The sequence below is a fragment of the Streptomyces sp. N50 genome (genome assembly GCF_033335955.1).
Taxonomy (GTDB): Bacteria; Actinomycetota; Actinomycetes; order Streptomycetales; family Streptomycetaceae; genus Streptomyces.
The window spans coordinates 6795881-6818074 of record NZ_CP137549.1 but is presented as its reverse complement, the minus strand read 5'-3'; the positions used below and the strand labels follow the sequence as shown (position 1 = coordinate 6818074).

Sequence of the window (22194 nt, the reverse complement as noted above, 5' to 3'; positions counted from 1 at the left end):
GGCCCCCACCCACCCGCAGACAAAAGACAACCGATTCAGCCCTTAACGGCGCCGGTAAGCATCCCCTTCTTGAAATGCCGCTGCACAAACGGCGAAAGCACAGCCACCGGCAACAAAGCCATCACCATGACCGCCATCTGAACGGCAAGCCCGGACAACTCCCCCGTCTTGATCGCCTGACCAAGCCCCACCGGAGCCTCCTGCTTCTGCACCAGCTGAATCATGACGTTCTGCAACGGCATCATGTCCTGGTCGTTCAAATACAGCGACGCATTGAACCAGGCGCTCCAATACCCGACGGCATAGAACAACGTGATGACAGCCAACACCGCCCGCGACAACGGCATGACGATGATCCACAGAATCCGGAAGTCACCGGCGCCATCGATCCGCGCACTGTCGATGAGTTCCTGCGAGATCCCCATGAAGAACCCGCGCAGCACAAGGATGTTGAAGACACTGAGCGCACTGGGCAGGATCAACGCGAGATAGCTGTCGGTCAGACCGAGTGACTGGACAAGCAGATACGTCGGGATGAGACCGGCGCTGAAGAACATCGTCGCCAGCATCATCATCAGGATCCACCGATGCCCGAGCGACCCGATACGCGAGAGCCCGTACGCGCACAGCACGGACACCGCCATGGAGAACGCCGTACCGACAACGGTGATGAGGACACTGATGATCGCCGCCCGGGTGACCTGCCCGCCGCTGAGAAGCTCCTTGTAGGCGACGAACGTGATGCCCTTGGGCACCATGACGAGCCCGCCGGCCTGGTCGATGGTCTTGCGCGAGGAGAGGCTGGTGACGAGGACGATCCACAGCGGGAAGAGGATGGCGAGACAGGCGAGGGTGAGGACGAGCCCTTTGCCCGCGAGACCGACCTTGCCGGGTTCCTCCTCCCAGGTGGGCCGAGGCGGCGCGGCCCAACGCCCCGGGGGCCGGTCGGACTTGGCGGACCTGGGACTCTCGACGGGTTGGTCGATGACGGCGGTCACTTCTTGTACACCCCCTGCTCGCCCATGAGGTGGGCCACTTTGTTCGCGGCGAGGACCAGCCCGAGACTGATCACGCCCTTGACGAGTCCCGCGGCGGCCGCGTAGCCGAAGTCCTGGTTGCGGACGCCGTTCCACCAGACGAAGGTGTCGAGGACCTCCGCCGCTCCCGGCCCCACGGCGTCGCGCTGGAGCAGGATCTGTTCGAAGCCGACGGTCAGCGCATCGCCCACCCTCAACACCAGCAGCAGCGCGATCACCGGCCGGAGTGCGGGCAGCGTGACGTGCCACATCCGGCGCCATCGCCCCGCGCCGTCCATCGCGGCGGCCTCGTAGAGATCGGGACTGACGGAGGACAGCGCGGCGAGGAAGACGATGATCCCCCAGCCCGCGTCCTTCCACACGCTCTGCGCGGTGATGAGGAACTTGAACGTGTTGGGGTCGGTCATGACGTCGAGGCCGTCGAAGCCGTGTTGGCGGAGCAGTTGCGAGAACAGGCCTGCCCCGCCCAGGAGTTGCTGGAAGACGGCGATGACCAGCACCCAGGAGAAGAAGTGCGGGAGGTAGAGGATCGCCTGGGAGAGCGCCCGGACCCGGGGCCTGACCACGCTGTTGATGAGCAGCGCGAGCAGGATCGGGATCGGGAAGAACAGGATGAGCTGGAGGAAGAACAGAACGAGCGTGTTCTGTACGGCACTCCAGAACGCGGAGTCCGCGAAGATCTGCTGGAAGTTCTCCAGGCCGACCCAGGGGCTGTGCAGCATCGAGACGATGCCGTTGTCGCTGACGTAGGGGTCGTAGTCCTCGAAGGCGACGATGTTGCCCAGAATCGGGAGGTAGTTGAAGACCAGGATGAGCAGGACGGCCGGCAGGGTCATCAGGAGCAGGACGCGGTCGCGTCTGAACCTGAGCCGCCAACTCACCTTCACCTTGGGGCTGTTGCGTCGGGGGCCGGTGCCGGCGCCGGACGCCTTCGGGGTCTTGCCCGTCGTGTCGGCCTCGGTCCTGCTCCGAGGCACCGTGCTGTGGGACACGGCCGTTCTCCTTGCCTCGGTACCCGGTCAGCTCGCCGCCGTGCCGTTGTCGTCGAGCAACTTCTGGTACCAGGCGCGGAGTTGGTCGCCGCCCTTGCTCTTCCAGTCCGACACGGCCTGCTGCATGTCGCTGATCTTCTTGCGGCCGCGGGTGATGTCGTCCTCCAACTGCTCGAAGTCGTTGAGGAGGTTGGTGTAGCGGCTCGGCTCGGTGATCTGCTGGCCGTAGAAGCTCGACTTCTTTGTGAAGGCGCCCATCCGCTGCTGCCACTCGACCTGTGCCTTGGCGACCTCGGGGAAGTCGGGGTGGGCGATCGTCGCGGCGGGGCTGGCGACCATGACATAGGCGTTGATGACCTCGTTGTTGCCCTGGTCGGTCTTGGTGGGGACACCGTTCTTGACGGTGTAATGGGTGCCCTCCACGCCGTAGTTGGTGAGCATGTACTCCTTGGTGCCGTACGGCGCGGCGGTGGCGTTGGCGACGGCCAGCGCGTCACGGATGACGGACTCGGAGGCCTTCTTGCTGATGAAGGCGAAGATGCCCGCCGGTTCGCCGGCCCAGAGGGTCGGGTCGCCGCCGTCGTGGCCGAAGAGGTCCATGCCCCAGATCTTGTAGGCCGGGTTCTGGGTGGCCTGTTCGGCGGTGCGGCTCCACCACTGCGAGATGTCCTGGGCGTAGATGAGGAACTCGCCCGCCGCGAACTTGGGGCCCGGGTCGGTGGCCGCGCTCTTGCCCAACTTGGCGTCGGGGTGCACGTATCCGGCGGCGAAGAGCTTGCGGGTCCACTCCAGCGCTTCGAGGTACTCCTGGGTCTCGACGCGGTTGACCAGCTTGCCGTCGACGAGGTTCCAGCCGAGCGACTTCTCGCTGCCGGAGAGCACGCCCCACATGTTGAAGGCGGTCCACTTCATGTCCAGGCAGGCCCAGCGCTTGGCCTTGGCGTTGGTGATCTCCTTGGCCAGGGCCATGAACTCGTCGGCGGAGGTGGGGACTTCGTACCCCTCCTTGTCGAAGATGTCCTTGCGGTAGAGCGGCACGATGTTGGGGACGTACGAGGACGGCATCGGCAGTCCGCGCAGCTTGCCGCCGAAGATGCAGCGCTGCCAGGCGTCGGAGGGGATCGCCGCGAGGTTCGGGTAGTCCTTGGCCTTGTCGCCGGCGAGGTAGGGGCCGAGGTCGGCGAACTTGCCGATGATGGCGCTGGGTATCTTGCCGCCCATGTTCCAGCCGGGGACGACCACGACGTCCGGGATGTCGCTGGAGGCGAGCACCGCGCCGAGCTTCTGGTCGTAGGTGTTGCCGTCCTGGTTCTGCCAGGCCACGTCGACGCCGATGAGGCTGTTCATCGCCTTGTAGTAGGCGTTGTCGCTCTTCGGCGGCGAGCCCCAGAACGGCGCCATGATGGTGACCTTGCCGCCCTTGCCGAGCTTCTTCGGCACCGAGGTCTTCAGCGTGGCGAGGTCCAGCTTGCTGGAGAAGCCGATCGCGGAGCCGTTCTTGGAGGGGAGGTCCGGGGTCACCACGTTGCTGGCCACGAACGCCGGCAGCAGCTTCTTGACGCCCTTGCCCTCCGAACTGCCCCCGCCCGACCCGCTGTCCGAGGCGCCGCAGGCGGAGAGCAGCGGTACCCCTCCCGCCACCGCTGCGGCGACGACCGCCGTGGAGGCGAGGAAGCTTCTCCGGCTGGGAGCGGAGGCGGCGGAGGCGTTCGGCGTCATTGCGTCAACCCTTCATGGCGCACCAGGACACCCGGCGGTGGAGCCGTCGGCTGCGGTGTCTTGAGTGGAACAGAGCACTTAGTCGAAGCGCTTCGATGTTGCTGCGAGGTTAAGTGAACACCCAAGGGTGCACAAGGGTCGCTCCCAAGATTCCTCGGAGGCGTGGGGCATGACCTGTCCGTATGTGCTGCTTGAAATAACGGTGAAGGTCTCTTGACACCTGACCCGCATCGAATCAGCATCGAAGCGCTTCGAAAGAGCCGCACCGCTCCATCGCAAGGGGAACCCCACGTGACCGCACAAACGCCGCCTACGCCGCCTTTCCGCGATCCGCACCTGCCGTTCGCGAAGCGCATCGACGACCTGCTGGCACGGCTCACCCCCGACGAGAAGGTCGGCTTCCTGCACCAGTACGCGCCCGCCGTGGAGCGTCTGGGCGTGGCCGCGTTCCGCACCGGCCAGGAGGCCCTGCACGGCGTCGCGTGGATGGGCCCGGCGACGGTCTTCCCGCAGGCGGTGGGCCTGGGCGCGACCTGGAACGAGGAGCTCGTACGACGGGTCGGCGACGCGGTGTCCAAGGAGGTCCGCGCGATGCGCGCCCGCGACGACCGCGTCGGCCTCAACGTGTGGTCCCCGACGGTGAACCTGCTGCGCCACCCACTGTGGGGCCGTAACGAGGAGGGCTACTCGGAGGACCCGAAGCTGACCTCGGCGATCGCCACCGCGTACACGCGCGGCCTGCGCGGCGGCCACCCGACGTACTGGCGCACGGCCCCCGTCCTCAAGCACTGGCTCGCCCACAACAACGAGACGGGCCGCGACATCTCGTCGTCCTCCGTCCGCCCGCGCGTGCTGCACGAGTACGACCTGCGCGCCTTCCGCGAGACGGTCGAGGCGGGCGCGGTGGCGGGGGTGATGCCCGCGTACAACCTGGTCAACGGCCGCCCCAACCACGTCTCGCCCTACCTCCGCGAGCATCTGCGCACCTGGACCGACGAGGACCTGCTGGTCTGCTCGGACGCGGGCGCGCCCTCCAACCTGGTCGACTCCGAGCACTACTTCGACACCCACGAGCAGGCGACGGCGGCCTCGCTGCTGTCGGGGGTCGACAGCTTCACGGACCACGGCACGGACGGCTCGACGATCGTGGCGCGGGTCCAAGGGGCCTTGGACCAGGGCCTGTTGACGGAGGCCGACGTCGACGCGGCGGTCCGCCGTCAGCTCTCGGTTCGGTTCCGGCTCGGCGAGTTCGACCCGGCGCAGGACCCGCACGCGGGCATCGAGGACTTCGACACTCCGGCGCACCGGGCCCTCGCCCAAGAAGCCGCCGAACAAGCGGTCGTCCTCCTCAAGAACGACGACGCCCTGCTGCCCCTCGCCCACGACACGCGTCTTGCCGTCGTCGGCCTGCTCGCGGACGAGTGCAAACTCGACTGGTACAGCGGCACGTTGATCCACCGCTCCACCCCGCTGGAGGGCCTGTACGAGCGATTCGGCGCCGAGCGCGTCGAGTTCGCGGAGGGCGTGGACCGGGTCAAGCTGCGCACCGCCCAAGGTACCTACCTGCACGTCCCGTTGGCGGACGTGGCCGACGAAGTGCGCGGCGCCGAGGGCGCGTTGGACCCGGCCCTCCTCGCGGGCCGCACCGACCTCCCGCCCCTCACCACGGACGACACCGGCACCGAACTCGCCCTCGTCGACTGGGGCGAGGGCGTCCTCACCCTCCGCGCGCCCGACGGCCGTTACCTCTCGGTCGCCGACGACGGCTACGTCCGCGCCTCCGCCGACCAGCCCGGAGGCTGGGTCGTCCAGGAGACATTCCGCCTGGAACCCCATGAGAACGGTCACCTCCTGCGGCACATCGGTACGGGTCGCCACGTCTCTGTCGCCGCCGACGGCGTGAAGGTTGCCGAAGAAGGGTCGGACGTTTCCGAAGAGGGCGGAGAAATCTTCGAGTTGGTGATCGCCGAGCGCGGCGAGGACGCGGTGGCCCGGGTCGCGGAAGCGGCGGACGTGGTGCTCGTCGTCGCGGGCAACGATCCGCACATCAACGGCCGCGAGACCGAGGACCGTACGACACTCCACCTCCCAGCCCACCAGGAACGCCTGCTGCGCGCGGCCCGCACCGCGAACCCGAACACGGTCCTGGCGCTCGTCTCCGCGTACCCGTACACGGTCGACCCGGCCGACCTCCCGGCGATCCTGTGGACCGCCCACGGCGGCCAGGCGGCGGGCACGGCCCTGGCCCGCGTCCTCGCCGGCGACGTCTCCCCCGCGGGCCGCCTCCCGCAGACCTGGTACGCCGCCGACACCGACCTGCCCGACCTCCTCGACTACGACGTGATCGGCGGCCGCCAGACGTACCTCTACTTCGAGGGCACGCCGCTCTTCCCCTTCGGCCACGGCCTGTCGTACGCGTCCTTCGGGTACGGCCACCTGACGGCACGGGTCGAACTCGACGCGGTGCACGTGCAGTTCACGGTCACCAACACCGGCGACGTGGCGGCGGACGAGGTCGCGCAGCTGTACACGCGTGCCGCCGACCCGTCGGTCCCGCGCCCGCGCCGCGAACTGATCGCGCACCGCCGCGTGACCCTCGCGCCCGGCGAGGCAGCGGTGCTCTCCTTCGAAGTCCCGCTGTCCGCCTTCGAGTTCTGGGACGTGGCGCGGGGCGCCCACCGCGTCGAACCGGGCGGGTACGACCTCCTCGTCGGCGCCTCCAGCGAGGACATCCGCCTCCGCACGACGGTGACACTCACCGGCGAGCCCGCCGCACCCCGCCCCCTCCTCCAACACGGCCTCAATGCGGCCGACTTCGACGAGCAGTCCGGCGGCGAGATCGTCGACCGCACGAAGGTGACGGGCGACGCGGTCACCCCGGCGCAGGGCGGTACGGCCGAACTGACCTACCGGCACTGCGACTTCGGCGCCGGCGTCACCGAGGTGACCGTAGAGGTCGCGGGCGAGGGCATCGTAGAACTGTCCCTGGACGGCGGCCCGGCGCTCGCCCAACTCGCCCTGCCCGCACCGGCGTCGGGGCCATACGACTACACCACGCTCGGCGCCGGGATCGTCGCCGAGGGCGTGCACGACGTGCACATCACGCTGCGCGGCCCGTTGCGGCTCGCGCACGTCGGCTTCTCCGGCTGAGGGTCCGGAAGCAGGCCGACGGAAAGTAGGGGGCCCGGCACCGGAAGGCATCGGTGCCGGGCCCCCTACTGGGAGACTATATGAAAATGGTTCCCATTAGCTAGGGCTGTCTGGTGAGAGGACGGTCAGAGCGCGAGGCCGGTCAGCACCAGAACCCGCTCATAGGTGTAGTCGTCCATCGCGAACTTGACGCCCTCGCGGCCGACGCCGGACTGCTTGGCGCCGCCGTACGGCATCTGGTCGGCGCGGTAGGACGGGACGTCGCCGATCACGACACCGCCGACCTCAAGGGCGCGGTGGGCGCGGAAGGCGACCTGCACGTCGTGGGTGAACACCCCTGCCTGGAGGCCGTACTTGGAGTCGTTGGCGGCGGCGAAGGCGGCGGCCTCGCCGTCCACCTTCGTCACGGTCAGCACCGGTCCGAAGACCTCCTCGCAGGAGATCGTCGTGTCGGCCGGTACATCGGTGAGGACGGTCGGCGCGTACGAGGCGCCGTCGCGCTTGCCGCCGGTGAGGAGGGTGGCGCCCGCCTCGACGGCCTCCTGGACCCACGACTCGACGCGCTGCGCGGCGGCCTCGCTGACCAGCGGCCCGACGTCGGTCTTGGCGTCGCTCGGGTCACCGGTGACCTGGGCCTCGACGGCGGCGACTATGCGCGGGAGCAGCCGGTCGTAGACCGAGGCGTCGGCGATGACGCGCTGCACGGAGATGCAGGACTGGCCGCCCTGGTAGTTCGAGAAGGTGGCGATGCGGGTCGCGGCCCAGTCGAGGTCGGCGTCGGAGGAGTAGTCCCCGAGGACCACGGCCGCGCCGTTGCCGCCCAGCTCCAGGGTGCAGTGCTTGCGCGGCACCGAGTCCATGATCGCGTAGCCGACCTTCTCCGAACCGGTGAAGGAGATCACCGGCAGCCGCTCGTCCTGGACGAGGGCGGGCATGTGGTCGTTGGCGACCGGCAGGACGCTCCACGCGCCGGCGGGCAGCTCGGACTCGGCGAGCAGGTCGCCGATGATCAGGCCGGAGAGCGGGGTGGCCGGGGCCGGCTTGAGGATGATCGGCACGCCGGCCGCGATCGCGGGGGCGATCTTGTGGGCGCAGAGGTTCAGCGGGAAGTTGAAGGGCGCGATGCCGAGGACGACGCCCTTCGGGAAGCGCCGGGTGAGGGCGAGCCGGCCCTGGCCGCCGGCGTCGGTGTCGAGGCGCTGGGCCTCGCCGCCGTTGAACCGTCGGGCTTCCTCGGCAGCGAACCGGAACACGGAAACGGCACGGCCGACCTCGCCACGCGCCCACTTGATCGGCTTGCCGTTCTCGGCGGAGATGAGCTGCGCGATCTCCTCGGTGCGCTCGACGAGACGCCGGCTGACGTGGTCGAGGGCGGCGGCGCGGACATGGGCGGGGGTGGCGGCGAACTCGTCCCGTACGGCGTACGCGGCGGCCACCGCCTCCTCGACCTGGGCGTCGGTCGGCACGCTGACCTTGCCGACGAGGCGGCCGTCCCAGGGCGAGGTGACGTCGAAGGTGTCCTCGCCGGTGGCCTGGCGGCCGGCGAGCCAGAAGGCGTGGGTGGTGGCCACAGTTTCGTTGGGCATTGCGTGTGCCGGCCCTTCCGCGTTGGGGGTGCGTGTACTCGGTGCTGGTACTCGTGCTGGTACTGGGTGCTGCATGGTGCTTCTCGGTCAACCGTAGGTGCGGGGAAGCGGGGGTGCGTTTGTCCGAGCCGTAGCAGTGCCGGGCCGGGACACTCCAGTTCGGCAGATGCCGCCTACTCCGCGGCGGCCGTCGCCTTCAACGCCAGCCACAACTCCATCCGTACATCGGGATCGTCCAGCGACCGCCCGAGGATCTCCTCGACCCGCCGCATCCGGTACCGCAGGGTGTGCCGGTGCACCCCGAGGTCCGCGGCCGCCGCGTCCCACTGCCCGTGCCGGGACAGCCACGCCCGCAGTGAGGCGACGAGATCCCCGCGCCCGGTGGCGTCGTGCTCGGCGAGCGGCCGTAGCAACCCGTCCGCGAAGGCCCGCACCGCGTCGTCGGCGAGCAATGGCAGCACGGACCCGGCGGCCAGTTGCTCATGCTCGACGAGCACCCGCCCCCGCCTCCGCGCCACGGACAACGCCTGCTCGGCCTGCTTGTACGCGGCTGCGGCGGCGATGGGACCGGCGGGCGCGGAGAGCCCCACGACGAGTTCGTGCTCCTCGCCGCCCTGTTCCTGTCCGCCGACCGCCCGCTCGCCCTCCAGCGTCGCCGCGTACTCCGCGCACGCCTCGACCGCGGCTCCGCCGTCGACGGCGAGCACCACCAGCCGTTCGGGCCCTTCCGGTACGACGAGGACGGCCTCGCCGGAGCGTGCGGCCGCCGACTCGACGACCTCGGCGAGCCCGTCCAGGGGCTCACCGTCCGTCGACTCCCCCACGATGATCCGGAACGGCGCGTCGAGCAGCCCGCCGTACAGATCCCCGGCGACCGCCCGGGCGTGGTCCGGGTGCCCGGCGAGCAGCAGCCGCAGCACGGCCGCGCCGATCCGCTCATGGGCGGCCTGGAGCGACCGCGAGCGTTCCGTGGTGAGGGTCAGCAGCGCGATCGCGGAGTGCACGGCGTACCGCTCCGCCGTCCCGAGCGCGGCCGCGGTCCCTACGGCGAGTGCGGCGCGGGGGCGGCGGCCGGTGCCGAGGGTGTGCAGTTCGACGCGGTCCTCGTTGTCGGGGCCGCCGACCACCGAGGAGGCCGGTGCGGGCCGGTCCCGGAGCCGTTCCACGTCCGCTGTGAGCCGGGCGGCGCGGCGGCCGGCCCACTCCGGGGCGGTGGCGACGACGGCGCCGGACGCGTCGTAGAGCGCGGCCCAGCCGTCGACCTGCGCGGCGAGGGCGGAGAGGAGTCCCTCGGGGCCGTCGGTGAGGGCCTGCTTGGTCAGCTCGCGCTGGGCGGCGAAGCCGGCGGTGACGGAGCGGTACTGGTCGGCGGCGATCGCTGCGGAGACGGCCTTGCTGATCGCGATGAAGGGGGTGCGGCGGGGGACTTCGAGCAACGGCAGCCCCTCTTCCGCCGCCGTGTCGACGAGCGCCTTCGGGATCTCGTCGTAGTTGACGCCGACGGCGAACCCGAGCCCTACGACCCCCGCGCCCACCAGCCGCTTCACATACCGCCGCATGGCCTTCGCGTCCTCCGCGTCCAGCTTCAGCGCGGTGATCAGCAGCAGCTCGCCGCCCTCCATGTACGGCACCGGATCCGCCAGCTCACTGGCATGCACCCACCGCACGGGCACGTCCAGCCGGTCCTCGCCGGCGCGCACGGTGAGCTTGAGCGCGGAGTGGTGGACGAGGGAGGCGAGCGTGGGGGGCATGGTGCCTTCAGGTGGAGGAAGAACGGACGATCATGTCGATCTTTTGGCCGTCACGTATGAACGGCCTGTGCCGATTCTGCCTCACCGTATGGTCGCCACGTACCCGTATGTCCGGTTCAGCGCCCCTGCGCCCGCAGATCCACCAGCAGCGGCGGCGCGTGCTCCCCCTTCACGCTGGTCAGGGACAGCACGGCGTGACCGGCCGGCACCCCGTGCGCCAGTTCGGACGCGGACCAGCGCTCCCGCTCCACCTGGCGGACGGTCACGGCCTCCGTGGTGACGGCCTTGCCGGTGACCAGTTTGCGGAGGGCGTGGATGGCGCGGGTCATGGGCTGGTCGGCGAAGACGGTGTGCTTGGCGACGTCCTTGGTCTCCACCCACTCGGTGCCCCAGGCATGGGCGAAGCGGCTGCCGTCCCAGGTGGTGACACCGGCCAGCGCCATGCGGCAGCCGACGGCGCCGTACAGCGGGCCGTGCAGGGCCTCGGGCACGTCGCCGACGGTGCGCAGGGCGAGGACGACACCCGCGTCCTCGGAGCGCAGCCGCTGGATCCGGCGCAGCGACTCGGTGTTCACCGTGCCGGTGGCGTCGTCGAGGACGAGGCAGGCGAAGTGCCCGCGCTCACGGCCACGGACCACCGCGGCGAACTGCGCGAGGACCAGCCGGGTGAGCAGCCGGCCCGCCTCGTCGTGCCCGTGCTCGGGCAGGTCGATGCGGACCCGCAGCGGATGGTGGGCGACGGCGCGCAACGAGAACGGCCGTACGGTCCCGCCCCCGCGCCGAAGAACTCGGCGAACACCGGGCGGTCGAGCAGCGCGAGCCGGTCGGCGAGGGCCTGGCCGGGGTCGTTGCCACCGCCGGCATGGCGCATGCGGGAGTCGAGTTCGCGGCGCATCACGGCGTGCCGGTCGTCGGTGAGCGCCGCGCTCAGCTCCGCCAGGGCCCTCGGCTCGCTCTCGAGGAGTTCGCGCAGCACGGGCAGTGCGGGGAACCTGCCGTACGCGGCCCGGTAGGGGCCGAGGAGCTGGGCCAGGACGGTGGCCGAACGCTGGGTGTCCACGGAGTCGAGGTCGCCGACGAGCGCCTCCGCGAGCAGGGCGGCGGCCTCGTCGGGGTCGTGGGACTCGGCGTACGGGTCGAGGTCGTGGACGGACGCCGGGTCGCCGACGCGGACGATCACGTCGAACCCGTCGTCCGGGCCGAGCGGCGCACCGGTGGCGCACACCACGACGACGGCGCACCGGCCGGTGAGGGCCTGGAGGGTGAGGTTCTCGACCACCGGCCGGACCACGTGCCGCGTCTTACCCGAGCCCGAAGGCCCGACGACGAGCAGCGAGGTCCCCAGCGTGTCCGGGCCGAGCGCGCTGCCGACGCCGCGATAGGCGAGCGGGATGCGCTCACCCGGCGCCCAGGTGCCGATCCGCACCTGGCCGTCGAGCAGGTCGTGCCGCGCGGTGCGGCTCGGCAGGTCGCGGGAGCCGGAGGGGTGGATCCAGGCGCCGCCCCCGGAGCGCAGCACGGTCTGGGTGAAGGACGTGAGGTCGCCGGTCCGCCGGGCCCGCTTCCAGGCGTGCTCGACGCGCGCGCAGTCGACGTCGTTCATCCGCCCCGCCCGCACCTCGGCGGTGAGCACGTCCGCGGCCTCGAACTGTCCCGCCTCCCGCAGCTCGGCCCAGTGCGACCGTGACCCGGCGCCCGGTGCCTGCCCGGGGACGACTGCCGCAGCCGCGGTGCCGCCCGCGCCGGACCGCTCCCGGAGCAGGGACAGCCAGCCGCCGATGCGGGCGAACGGCCAGACGACCAGCAGACCGATGACCAGGTAGAGCAGGTTCCCCACCAGCGGCGTGGAGATGAAGTCGTAGCCGCCCGGGAAGAGGTTGACGAGGTGGTACACCGGACCGGCGACCGGAAGCGCGTTCCAGCCGACACCGGGGAAGATTTTCGGGACCACCACCAGGTTCACGGCGATCACGGCGCCCAGCAGGGCGAGCAGCGCCCTGACCGGCTGCGGACGGCGCGTGACGAGGTGCCGGATGATCTCCGGCCAGCTCCCCAGGCGCCCCATGCCGTAGACCAGGATGCCGAAGAAGACGCCGTCGGCGACCGTCACGGCGTCGAGGCCCTTGCCCTTGGGTGTCGTGGTGCCGGCCCACCACCAGTCGCCCGGGGTGAGCACCCTCAGCAGTGCCCATTGGTAGGGGATGCTGCCGTGCTTCCACAGCGACCACAGCACCATGCCCACGACGAGCGGGACGACGACGCCGACGATGGTGATCGGTGACAGCCGCTCCGTGTTCCGTTCCGGCTTGGGCACGCGGTATCCGAAGCGCCAGATGCCGGGTCCGGCGGCGGGCCGGGGTTCGTCGAGCCAGTCGGCCACGGTGGGGCCGGCCGCGCTCGGCGCGTGCGCCGGCCTCGGCGGTACGGCGTGCTGTCCCGGCGGGTCCGCCGGTCCCGCCGGACGCGGCACAGGATTCGCCCGTGTGTCTCGCGCGTCCCGCGTCCCGTCGCTGTCCATCGCCCTCGCCCCTTGACCAGCCGTTCCGTACACCGTCAGCGAGTCAATCTAACGCGCCCACAAGGGGAGTTCACCGCTTACGGGGCCGGGTCCACACCGATCCTCGCGACAACGGCACTGTCCACCACGGACAACCCCCACCCCCGACACCGCCCACATGGAGCATGCCCACCCCCGGCCACCCGCCCTAGCCTGCGAGAAAGGAAGAAAGAAGAAAAGCGTCCGCACCACCCCAGGAGCCCCTCATGACCGCTGTTCCGCAGGAGCGCCGCGTTCTCACCGCCATCCCCGGCCCGAAGTCGCAGGAGCTGCAGGCCCGCCGTACCGCCGCGGTCGCGGCCGGTGTGGGCTCCGTGCTGCCCGTGTTCACCGCGCGCGCCGGCGGCGGGATCATCGAGGACGTCGACGGGAACCGGCTCATCGACTTCGGTTCCGGTATCGCCGTGACGTCCGTCGGCGCCTCCGCCGAGGCAGTCGTACGCCGTGCGAGCGCGCAGCTCGCCGACTTCACCCACACCTGTTTCATGGTCACGCCCTACGAGGGCTACGTCGAGGTCGCCGAGGCGCTCGCCGAGCTGACTCCGGGTGACCACGCCAAGAAGTCGGCGCTGTTCAACTCCGGTGCCGAAGCCGTCGAGAACGCCGTGAAGATCGCCCGGGCCTACACCAAGCGGCAGGCCGTCGTCGTGTTCGACCACGGGTACCACGGCCGGACCAACCTCACGATGGCGCTGACCTCGAAGAACATGCCGTACAAGAACGGCTTCGGGCCGTTCGCGCCCGAGGTCTACCGCGTCCCGGTCGCCTACGGCTACCGCTGGCCGACCGGTCCGGACAACGCCGGTGCCGAGGCCTCCGCGCAGGCCATCGACATGATCAACAAGCAGATCGGCGCCGACAACGTCGCCGCGATCATCATCGAGCCCGTCCTCGGCGAGGGCGGTTTCATCGAGCCGGCCAAGGGTTTCCTGCCCGCTCTCAGTGAATTCGCCAGGGCCAATGGGATCGTCTTCGTCGCCGACGAGATCCAGTCCGGGTTCTGCCGTACGGGTCAGTGGTTCGCGTGTGAGGACGAGGGTGTCGTCCCGGATCTGATCACGACCGCGAAGGGGATCGCCGGCGGGCTGCCGCTCGCCGCCGTCACCGGGCGCGCCGAGATCATGGACGCCGCGCACGCCGGGGGCCTCGGTGGCACCTACGGCGGCAACCCCGTCGCCTGCGCCGGTGCGCTCGGCGCCATCGAGACCATGAAGGAGCTGGACCTCAACGCCAAGGCCAAGAACATCGAGTCGGTCATGAAGGTCCGGCTCGGCGCCATGGCGGAGAAGTTCGACATCATCGGCGACGTGCGCGGGCGCGGCGCGATGATCGCCATCGAGCTCGTCAAGGACCGTACGACCAAGGAGCCGAACCCGGAGGCGACCGCCGCGCTCGCCAAGGCGTGCCACCAGGAGGGGCTGCTGGTCCTGACCTGTGGCACCTACGGCAACGTGCTGCGCTTCCTGCCCCCGCTGGTCATCGGGGAGGATCTGCTGAGCGAGGGGCTCGACATCATCGAGCAGGCGTTCGCACGTATCTGAGCCATCCCCCGCCCGCGTCCGAGCCACCCCGCCCGTGCGTCCCGGCCACACGCAACTCCCAGCTCCCGCACAGGAGTTGAGCCTCACGCGCCCCAACCGCCCCACCCGTTTCATCCACAGCGATTCCACGGGCGGGGCGGCGGGCGTCAGGCCGTGTGAAGAAGGTGTGCGGGGTGCATGACGGGACGCGATTCCGCCTGTCGTACCCGCAGCCACTGCCGTAGGTTCTACCCAGATGAGAGATACACCCCGCCCACAGGGGACTGTGGGCGACTTCAGGACGAGGCCTCCCCAGCTTCGCCCTGGTCGTGCCCTCGCGCACACAACAGGAGCCTCTGGCTCCGAATCTCCTCACCGATCGGACAGTCGCCCGCCCCAAACCCCCCGGGGCGGTCGGCCCGCCGATCCGGACGGCCGGCCTGGAACTACCCCCCCTGTTCCAGGTCGGCCGACCTCCTTTCTCTGGCTGCTTCTCGCCCTTCCCGCGCTCCTCTTCGCGGTGGTCACCTGGCAGGTCGCGGCCGACGGCCCCCTCCTCAGCCTGGACACCCGCCTCAGCCGCGCCCTCGTCCACCCGGACCGCGCCTCCGAACTCCTCGCCGACCTCGGCAACATCCAGGTCGCGGTCCCGGTCCTCGTCGTCGTTCTCGTCTACGTCGGCCGGCGCGGCCGTGCCAGTGGTACGGACCGCTGGTGGCTGCCGCCCCTCGCGGCGGCCGTGCTGATGGCCCTGGTCCCGGCGATCGTCGTCCCCTTCAAGGAACTGATCGCCCGCGGCGGCACCCCGGCGGTCCCGCCCGGCACCGGCTACTACCCCTCGGGCCACACAGCCACCGCGATGATCGCCTACGGCTCCGCGACTCTGGTTCTCCTCCCTTGGCTCCGGACGTCGTACGCCCGTCGCGGAGCCGTCATCGCCTGCGCCCTTCTCGTCGCCTGCGTCAGCTTCGGCCTGGTCAGGCGGGGCTACCACTGGCCACTGGACGTGGTGGCCAGTTGGTGCCTCGGTACGGTGCTGCTCACTTCACTGCGGCTGTTCCTCAGCCGAAGTAGCCGTCGAACGTCTTCTGGAACTCCCAGTTCGAGTACCGGTCCCAGTTGATCGACCAGGTCATCAGTCCGCGCAGGGTCGGCCAGGTGCCGTGCGTCGCGTACGAGCCGCAACTCACCTTCTTCGTCAGGCAGTCCAGGGTCTTGGTGACCTCGGCCGGGGCGACATAGCCGTTGCCCGCGTTGACCGACGCCGGCATGCCGATGGCGATCTGGTCGGGGCGCAGGGCCGGGAACATGTTGGTCGTGTCGCCCGCGACCGGGAAGCCCGTGAGCAGCATGTCCGTCATCGCGATGTGGAAATCGGCGCCGCCCATGGTGTGGTACTGGTTGTCGAGGCCCATGATCGGGCCCGAGTTGTAGTCCTGGACGTGCAGCAGGGTGAGGTCGTCGCGCAGGGCGTAGATGACGGGGAGATACGCCCCGCACCTCGGGTCCTGGCCGCCGAACTTGCCGGTGCCGTAGAACTGGTAGCCCATCTGCACGAAGAACGTCTCCGGCGCCATGCTCAGCACGAACTTCGCGCCGTACTTGGCCTTCAGGGTCTTCAGGGCCGCGATGAGGTTGACCACCACGGGAGTTGTGGGGCTCTTGAAGTTCGTGTCGCTCGCGTCCAGCGACAGTGAGTGGCCCTCGAAGTCGATGTCGAGTCCGTCGAGGCCGTAGGTGTCGATGATGTTCGAGACGGAGGAGACGAAGGTGTCGCGGGCTGCCGTCGTGGTGAGTTGGACCTGGCCGTTGGCACCGCCTATGGAGATCAACACCTTCTTCCCCGCCGCCTGTTTGGCCTTGATGGCCGCCTTGAAGTCGGCGTCGCTCTCGACGTTCGCGCACTCGCTGACCGGGCAGCGGTTGAAGCGGATGTCGCCCGAGGTGGCGGAGGTGGGTTCGCCGAAGGCCAGGTCGATGACGTCCCAGCTGTCGGGGACATCGGCCAGGCGCGTGTAGCCGGAGCCGTTGGCGAAGCTGGCGTGGAGGTAGCCGACCAGGGCGTGGGTCGGCAGTCCGGAGGTCGGGCCCGAGCCGGTGGACGTCGTCGCGGTGACCGCCGTCGACTTGGCGGACTCGCCCGCGTCGTTCACCGCGGTGACCTGGAAGCTGTACGCCGTCGCGGCCGACAGCCCGCTCACGGTGGCCGAAGTGCCACTCGCCGTCTGGACCTTGACCCCGTCGCGGTAGATCGCGTAGCTCGTCGCGCCGGTGACGGCGGACCAGGAGAGGGCGACGGAGGAGGACGTGATGGAGCCAACGGCCAGGCCGGTCGGGGCAGTTGGCGGCTGTCCTACGTTCCCTGCCGGGCCGGTGAGGGAGATGTCGTCGGCGTAGTAGGCGCCGGTGGCGTACCAGCCGTGGGTGTAGATCGTGACCTTGGTGGTGGACGGGCCGGTGCGGAAGCTTGTCGTCAACTGCTGCCAGTCGGGGGCCGATTGGGTCCAGGTGGAGACGTCGGTGGTGCCGGTGCCGCTCGCGCCGAGGTAGACGTAGCTGCCGCGGACGTAACCGGCGAGCGCGTACTGGGAGTTGGGCTGCACGGTCACCGTCTGCGCGCACTGGGCGTAGTCGTTGCCGGCCGGGGTCGCCTGCAACGCCGAACTGCCGCCGTGCACGGGCGACTTGACCGCCGTACCGCTGTTCGCGGTACAGGACCAACTGTCGAGGCCCGCTTCGAAGCCTCCGTTCTTCGCCAGGTCCGCGTCGGCCGCACGGGCGGCCGACGAGAGCGCGGTGAATCCGGACACGGCCAAGGCCAGGGCCGTGAGCATGGTCAGGACGGGTCTGGTGCGGTCCACAAGTGCCTCCGGGCATGGGGGAATTGGAGGGGTGGAGCGCGCCCAATTTGGTCCAGACCAATTAGCTTGTCAAGACCTCGATCAGTTACCCGTCCTCCCGTCCTCCCCTTCCGTGGCCAGGCCCGCCGCCGCCTCGTGCATGGCTAGTTCGAGGAGTGCGGGGTCGGTGAGGGTGCCGGAGCCGTCCGGCGGTACCAGCCAGCGGACTCCGCCGGTCGACCGGCCGGGGTACGGCACGACGATCCAGGTGCCGAGTCCCGCCGTTCGGATCCCCGTGCCCAGCCAGCGGCTCGCGGTGCCGGGCGGTACGAGGAAGCCCATCCGTGCGTCGCCGAAGTCGACGAGTACCGGGCCCAGTTGATCGATGACCCTGGTGAGCACATCGAGCGTGGGATAGCCGAGCTCACCCGGCAGGATGAGTACGTCCCAGGCCTTGCCGGCGGGCAGCAGCGCGACCCCGAGGGGGTTGCGCTCCCATTCCCAGCGGCAGGCCTCCGGATCCGGAGCTACGGATGCCAGCCACTCGACGGCCGTCTTCGCCCCAGTCATGAGGAGACCTCCCTTTCTCATGTCGACGCTGGTCGCGTCACAGGAGAGAGGGAGGTCTCCGCCAGGCATTACGCGGGTTCCGGCACCACGAAGGAGTGAACCGGATCACACCCGCAGAAGGGGCGGGGCTCAGCTGTCGAAGCCGAGGCCCAGCTTGTCCATCGTCTTCAGCCACAGGTTGCGCCGGCCGCCGTGGTCGTCCGCGCGGGCCAGCGACCACTTGGTGAGCGCGATGCCGGTCCAGGCGAAGGGTTCGGGCGGGAAGGGCAGCGGCTTCTTGCGGACCATCTCCAGTTCCGTGCGCTCGGTCCGCTCCCCCGCGAGCAGGTCCAGCATCACGTCCGCGCCGAAGCGGGTCGCGCCCACGCCGAGCCCGGTGAAGCCCGCCGCGTACGCGACCTTGCCCTGGTGGGCGGTGCCGAAGAACGCCGAGAAGCGCGAGCAGGTGTCGATCGCGCCGCCCCACGCGTGGCTGAAGCCCAGCCCCTCCAACTGCGGGAAGCAGGTGAAGAAGTGCTCGGCGAGCTTGGCGTACGTCTCCGGCCGGTCGTCGTACTCGGCGCGCACCCGGCCGCCGTAGGGATAGATCGCGTCGTAACCGCCCCACAGGATGCGGTTGTCGGCGGAGAGCCGGAAGTAGTGGAACTGGTTCGCCGAGTCGCCGAGCCCCTGGCGGTTCTTCCAGCCGATCGACGCCAACTGGTCGGCGGAGAGCGGCTCGGTCATCAGCGCGTAGTCGTAGACCGGGACGGTGTACGAGCGGACCCGCTTGACCAGGTTCGGGAAGATGTTGGTGCCGAGCGCTACCCGGCGGGCGCGGACCGAGCCGTACGGAGTGCGTACGGCCATGCCGGCGCCGAACGGCTTGAGGGCGAGGGCGGGGGTGTGTTCGTAGACGCGGACGCCGAGCCCGAGGCAGGCGCGCTTCAACCCCCAGGCCAGCTTGGCCGGGTTGAGCATCGCGACGCCCCGGCGGTCGTACAGGCCGGCCAGGAAGGTCGGGGAGGCGACCTGTTCGCGGAGCGCCTCGGCGTCCAGGAACTCGGTGCCGTCGGCGAGGCCCTTGCTCTCCAACTCGCCGTACCAGTCGTGGAGTTCCTCGGCCTGGTGCGGTTCGGTGGCGACGTCGATCTCGCCGGTGCGCTCGAACTCGCAGTCCAGGGAGTAGCGGGCGACCGCGCTCTCGATCTCGTCGAGGTTGCGGGCGCCCAGCTCCTCCAGCCGGTGGATCTCGTCGGGCCAGCGGGTGAGGCCGTTGGAGAGTCCGTGGGTGAGCGAGGCGGCGCAGAAACCGCCGTTGCGGCCCGAGGCGGCCCAGCCCACCTCGCGGCCCTCCACCAGCACCACGTCCCGCTGCGGGTCGCGCTCTTTCGCGATGAGCGCGGTCCACAGTCCGCTGTAACCGCCGCCGACGACCAGCAGATCGCAGGTCTCGCCGCCGGTGAGCGCGGGTTCGGGGTGGGGCTTGCCGGGGTCGTCCAGCCAGAACGGCACCGGCCGTGCTTCGGAAAGAGACTTGGTCCAATTGTTGCTGCGGCTCATGGCGCTTGGGGCCATGATTTCAACTCCCTACAGGGATAGTACGGTTACGCCTTTACCTTGTTGCGGCGGTTGGTGATCGCCATGGAGACGAGCACCAACAGTACGGCGACGAGGAACATCGTCGTACCGATGACATTGATCTGTACGGGTGTGCCGCGCTGTGCCGAACCCCAGACGAACATGGGGAAGGTGACGGTCGAACCCGCGTTGAAATTGGTGATGATGAAATCGTCGAAGGAGAGCGCGAAGGAGAGCAGCGCGCCCGCCGCGATTCCGGGGGCCGCGATCGGCAGGGTGACGCGCAGGAACGTCTGCACCGGACCGGCGTAGAGGTCCTGGGCGGCCTGTTCCAGGCGGGGGTCCATCGACATCACGCGGGCCTTGACGGCGGTGACGACGAAGCTGAGGCAGAACATGATGTGGGCGATCAGGATGGTGTAGAAGCCCAGTTGGGCGCCCATGTTGAGGAACAGGGTGAGCAGCGAGGCGGCCATGACGACCTCGGGCATCGCCATCGGCAGGAAGATCAGCGAGTTGATCGCGCCGCGTGCGCGGAAGCGGTAGCGGACGAGCGCGAAGGCGATCATCGTGCCGAGCAGGGTGGCGCCGATGGTGGCCCAGACGGCGATCTGGAGGCTGATGGAGAGCGAGCCGCACATGTCGGCGACACCGCACGGCTTCTCCCAGGCGTCCAGCGAGAACTGCTGCCACTCGTAATTGAAGCGCCCCTTCGGTTTGTTGAAGGAGAACACCGTGACGATGACGTTCGGAAGGAGGAGATATCCGAGGGTCAACAGGCCCGCGATGACGACGAAATGACGCTTGAACCAGCGTACGACGGCCATTTAAACCAGATCCTCCGTCCCGGACTTGCGAATGTAGATGGTCACCATGGCGAGGATGGCGGCCATGAGGATGAAGGAAAGAGCGGCCGCTGTCGGGTAGTCCAGAATGCGCAGGAACTGCGTCTGGATGACGTTTCCGATCATGCGGGTGTCGGTGGAGCCGAGGAGTTCGGCGTTGACGTAGTCACCGGCCGCCGGGATGAAGGTCAGCAGGGTGCCGGAGACGACGCCGGGCATCGACAGCGGGAAGGTGACCTTGCGGAAGGTGGTGAACGGCGTGGCGTACAGGTCGCCGGCCGCCTCGTGCAGCCGTCCGTCGATGCGCTCCAGCGAGGTGTAGAGCGGCAGCACCATGAACGGCAGGAAGTTGTACGTCAGTCCGCAGACGACCGCGAGTGGCGTGGCCAGGACGCGGTCCCCCGACGTCCAGCCGAGCCAGTTGGTGACGTCCAGGACGTGCAGCGTGTTGAGGATGCTCACGACCGGGCCGCTGTCCGCGAGGATCGTCTTCCACGCGAGCGTGCGGATCAGGAAGCTGGTGAAGAACGGCGCGATCACCAGGATCATGATCAGGTTCCGCCAGCGTCCCGCGCGGAAGGCGATGAGGTACGCCAGCGGGTACCCGAGCAGCAGACAGAGGATGGTCGCGGCGGCGGCGTAGAAGACCGAGCGCAGGAACTGCGGCCAGTACTCGGACAGCGCGTCCCAGTAGGTGGCGAAGTGCCAGGTGACCTTGTAGCCGTCCTCCAGGGAGCCCGTCTGGATGGACGTGGAGCCCTGGTAGATCATCGGCAGCGCGAAGAAGACGATCAGCCAGAGAATGCCGGGCAGCAGCAGCCAGTACGGCGTCCAGCGGCCCCGCTTCTTGCGCGGCGGCTTCTCCTCCGGCGCGGGCGCCAGGGGCGGCGCCTCGGTGACAGCGGCCATCAGGCGGCCTCCTCCTCGATGTCGACGCCCGCGTCGATGTCCTGGGCGGCGTCGAGGCCGAAGGTGTGGGCCGGGTTCCAGTGCAGGACGACCTCGGCGCCGGGCCGCAGCCGGGTGTCGCGGTCGATGTTCTGGGCGTAGACCTCGAACTCGGGGCAGACCGGGCTGTCGATGACGTACTGGGTGGAGACGCCGATGAAGCTGGAGTCGGCGATCTTGCCGGTGATGCGGTTGCGGCCGGCCGGGATCTCGCCCGCGTCGTCCGCGTGCGTGAGCGTGATCTTCTCCGGGCGTACGCCGACCAGGACCTTGCCGCCGGTCGTCGTGGGCGCCGAACATCGCGCCTCGGGGAGGACGAGCTTGCCGCCGCCCGCCTTGAGGATGATCTCGTCGCCGCTCTTGGAGTCGACCTCGGCCTCGATGAGGTTGGAGGTGCCGAGGAAGTTGGCGACGAAGGTGGTGTTCGGGTTCTCGTAGAGGTCGCTGGGCGAGCCGAGCTGCTCGACGCGGCCCGCGTTCATCACGGCGACCGTGTCGGCCATGGTCATGGCCTCCTCCTGGTCGTGCGTGACGTGGATGAACGTGATGCCGACCTCGGTCTGGATGCGCTTGAGCTCCAGCTGCATCTGGCGGCGCAGCTTGAGGTCGAGGGCGCCGAGAGGCTCGTCGAGGAGGAGCACCTTGGGGTGGTTGATCAGGGCGCGGGCGACGGCGACGCGCTGCTGCTGGCCACCCGACAGCTGGTGCGGCTTCTTCCGTGCCTGCTCGCCGAGTTGGACCAGGTCGAGCATGTCGACGACCTGCTGCTTCACCGACTTGATGCCGCGCCGGCGCAGACCGAAGGCGACGTTCTCGAAGATGTCGAGGTGCGGGAAGAGGGCGTACGACTGGAAGACGGTGTTCACCGGCCGCTTGTAGGGCGGGAGGTCGGTGACTTCCTGGTCGCCGAGGTGGACGGTGCCGGAGGAAGGTTCCTCCAGGCCCGCGATCATGCGCAGGGTGGTGGTCTTGCCGCAGCCCGAGGCGCCGAGCAGGGCGAAGAAGGAGCCCTGGGGGACGGTCAGGTCGAGCGGCTGCACGGCGGTGAAGCCGTTGTCGTAGGTCTTGCTGATACCGGAGAGGCGGACATCGCCGCTGTTGTCCTTGGTGTTCATCGTC

Annotated in this window: 14 protein-coding genes and 1 pseudogene; 3 read left to right on the top strand and 12 right to left on the bottom strand. The window is 69.4% G+C overall.

The window, feature by feature from the left end:
• Positions 1-35: 35 nt before the first annotated feature.
• Genes R2B38_RS30875 through R2B38_RS30865 form a run of 3 tightly spaced genes read right to left on the bottom strand, consistent with a single transcriptional unit; the run spans position 36 to position 3748 of the window.
• A complete protein-coding gene (locus R2B38_RS30875) occupies positions 36-998 on the bottom strand; it encodes a carbohydrate ABC transporter permease (RefSeq protein WP_318019140.1) in 963 nt (320 codons plus the stop codon).
• On the bottom strand, positions 995-2029 hold the full coding sequence (locus tag R2B38_RS30870; protein WP_318019139.1) for an ABC transporter permease: 1035 nt from the start codon (positions 2027-2029) through the stop codon (positions 995-997). Before R2B38_RS30870 ends, R2B38_RS30875 begins: the two co-directional genes overlap by 4 nt.
• A gap of 27 nt (positions 2030-2056) precedes the next feature.
• Positions 2057-3748 (bottom strand): extracellular solute-binding protein, encoded by a 1692-nt coding sequence (locus R2B38_RS30865; protein WP_318019138.1) that lies wholly within the window; start codon positions 3746-3748, stop codon positions 2057-2059.
• 291 nt (positions 3749-4039) lie between these two features.
• Here R2B38_RS30865 and R2B38_RS30860 point away from each other — a divergent pair, with 291 nt between their 5' ends.
• On the top strand, positions 4040-6898 hold the full coding sequence (locus R2B38_RS30860) for a glycoside hydrolase family 3 C-terminal domain-containing protein (protein ID WP_318019137.1): 2859 nt from the start codon (positions 4040-4042) through the stop codon (positions 6896-6898).
• Between the two features lie 125 nt (positions 6899-7023).
• Here the strand turns inward: R2B38_RS30860 and R2B38_RS30855 are convergent, their stop codons facing one another.
• From R2B38_RS30855 to R2B38_RS30845, 3 genes and pseudogenes are all read right to left on the bottom strand, one after another.
• Positions 7024-8469: an aldehyde dehydrogenase family protein gene (locus R2B38_RS30855; RefSeq protein WP_318021841.1), complete on the bottom strand. Its 1446-nt coding sequence runs from the start codon at positions 8467-8469 to the stop codon at positions 7024-7026.
• 188 nt (positions 8470-8657) lie between these two features.
• On the bottom strand, positions 8658-10235 hold the full coding sequence (locus tag R2B38_RS30850; protein WP_318019136.1) for a PucR family transcriptional regulator: 1578 nt from the start codon (positions 10233-10235) through the stop codon (positions 8658-8660).
• A gap of 116 nt (positions 10236-10351) precedes the next feature.
• Positions 10352-12753: pseudogene (locus R2B38_RS30845) on the bottom strand (ATP/GTP-binding protein).
• A 245-nt stretch (positions 12754-12998) separates the two neighbouring features.
• On the opposite strand from R2B38_RS30845, the gene gabT reads away from it, so the two are divergent.
• Both gabT and R2B38_RS30835 read left to right on the top strand, forming a co-directional pair.
• Entirely contained in the window at positions 12999-14333 is a 1335-nt protein-coding gene (gene gabT, locus R2B38_RS30840; protein ID WP_318019135.1) for a 4-aminobutyrate--2-oxoglutarate transaminase, read from the top strand.
• 499 nt (positions 14334-14832) lie between these two features.
• The gene (locus R2B38_RS30835) at positions 14833-15435 is read left to right on the top strand and encodes a phosphatase PAP2 family protein (RefSeq protein WP_318019134.1); all 603 of its coding nucleotides are present in this window, start codon (positions 14833-14835) and stop codon (positions 15433-15435) included.
• Here the strand turns inward: R2B38_RS30835 and R2B38_RS30830 are convergent.
• The 6 genes from R2B38_RS30830 to R2B38_RS30805 all read right to left on the bottom strand — a co-directional run bounded on the left by R2B38_RS30830 (position 15374) and on the right by R2B38_RS30805 (position 22190).
• Positions 15374-17146, bottom strand: a complete 1773-nt coding sequence (locus R2B38_RS30830; protein ID WP_318021840.1) for a glycoside hydrolase family 18 protein — start codon at positions 17144-17146, stop codon at positions 15374-15376. The two genes, R2B38_RS30835 and R2B38_RS30830, sit on opposite strands and share 62 nt — an antisense overlap.
• A gap of 108 nt (positions 17147-17254) precedes the next feature.
• Positions 17255-17722 (bottom strand): hypothetical protein, encoded by a 468-nt coding sequence (locus tag R2B38_RS30825; RefSeq protein WP_033284914.1) that lies wholly within the window; start codon positions 17720-17722, stop codon positions 17255-17257.
• 129 nt (positions 17723-17851) lie between these two features.
• Positions 17852-19279, bottom strand: coding sequence for an FAD-dependent oxidoreductase (locus R2B38_RS30820; RefSeq protein ID WP_318019133.1), 1428 nt, complete (start codon positions 19277-19279; stop codon positions 17852-17854).
• A gap of 29 nt (positions 19280-19308) precedes the next feature.
• A complete protein-coding gene (locus tag R2B38_RS30815) occupies positions 19309-20109 on the bottom strand; it encodes an ABC transporter permease (RefSeq protein WP_033284912.1) in 801 nt (266 codons plus the stop codon).
• Positions 20110-21036 carry an ABC transporter permease gene (locus tag R2B38_RS30810; protein WP_318019132.1) on the bottom strand — a complete coding sequence of 309 codons (927 nt, stop codon included), beginning with the start codon at positions 21034-21036 and terminating at the stop codon, positions 20110-20112. It abuts the gene before it with no gap.
• Positions 21036-22190, bottom strand: coding sequence for an ABC transporter ATP-binding protein (locus R2B38_RS30805; protein WP_318019131.1), 1155 nt, complete (start codon positions 22188-22190; stop codon positions 21036-21038). Before R2B38_RS30805 ends, R2B38_RS30810 begins: the two co-directional genes overlap by 1 nt.
• Between the last annotated feature and the right edge of the window lie 4 nt (positions 22191-22194).

Coding starts and splice junctions, on each gene's coding strand:
- R2B38_RS30815 (WP_033284912.1), bottom strand. CDS start 20,109: ATGGCCGTCGTACGCTGGTTCAAGCGTCATTTCGTCGTCATCGCGGGC.
- R2B38_RS30810 (WP_318019132.1), bottom strand. CDS start 21,036: ATGGCCGCTGTCACCGAGGCGCCGCCCCTGGCGCCCGCGCCGGAGGAG.
- R2B38_RS30830 (WP_318021840.1), bottom strand. CDS start 17,146: ATGCTCACGGCCCTGGCCTTGGCCGTGTCCGGATTCACCGCGCTCTCG.
- R2B38_RS30850 (WP_318019136.1), bottom strand. CDS start 10,235: ATGCCCCCCACGCTCGCCTCCCTCGTCCACCACTCCGCGCTCAAGCTC.
- R2B38_RS30820 (WP_318019133.1), bottom strand. CDS start 19,279: ATGGCCCCAAGCGCCATGAGCCGCAGCAACAATTGGACCAAGTCTCTT.
- gabT (WP_318019135.1), top strand. CDS start 12,999: ATGACCGCTGTTCCGCAGGAGCGCCGCGTTCTCACCGCCATCCCCGGC.
- R2B38_RS30805 (WP_318019131.1), bottom strand. CDS start 22,190: ATGAACACCAAGGACAACAGCGGCGATGTCCGCCTCTCCGGTATCAGC.
- R2B38_RS30865 (WP_318019138.1), bottom strand. CDS start 3,748: ATGACGCCGAACGCCTCCGCCGCCTCCGCTCCCAGCCGGAGAAGCTTC.
- R2B38_RS30825 (WP_033284914.1), bottom strand. CDS start 17,722: ATGACTGGGGCGAAGACGGCCGTCGAGTGGCTGGCATCCGTAGCTCCG.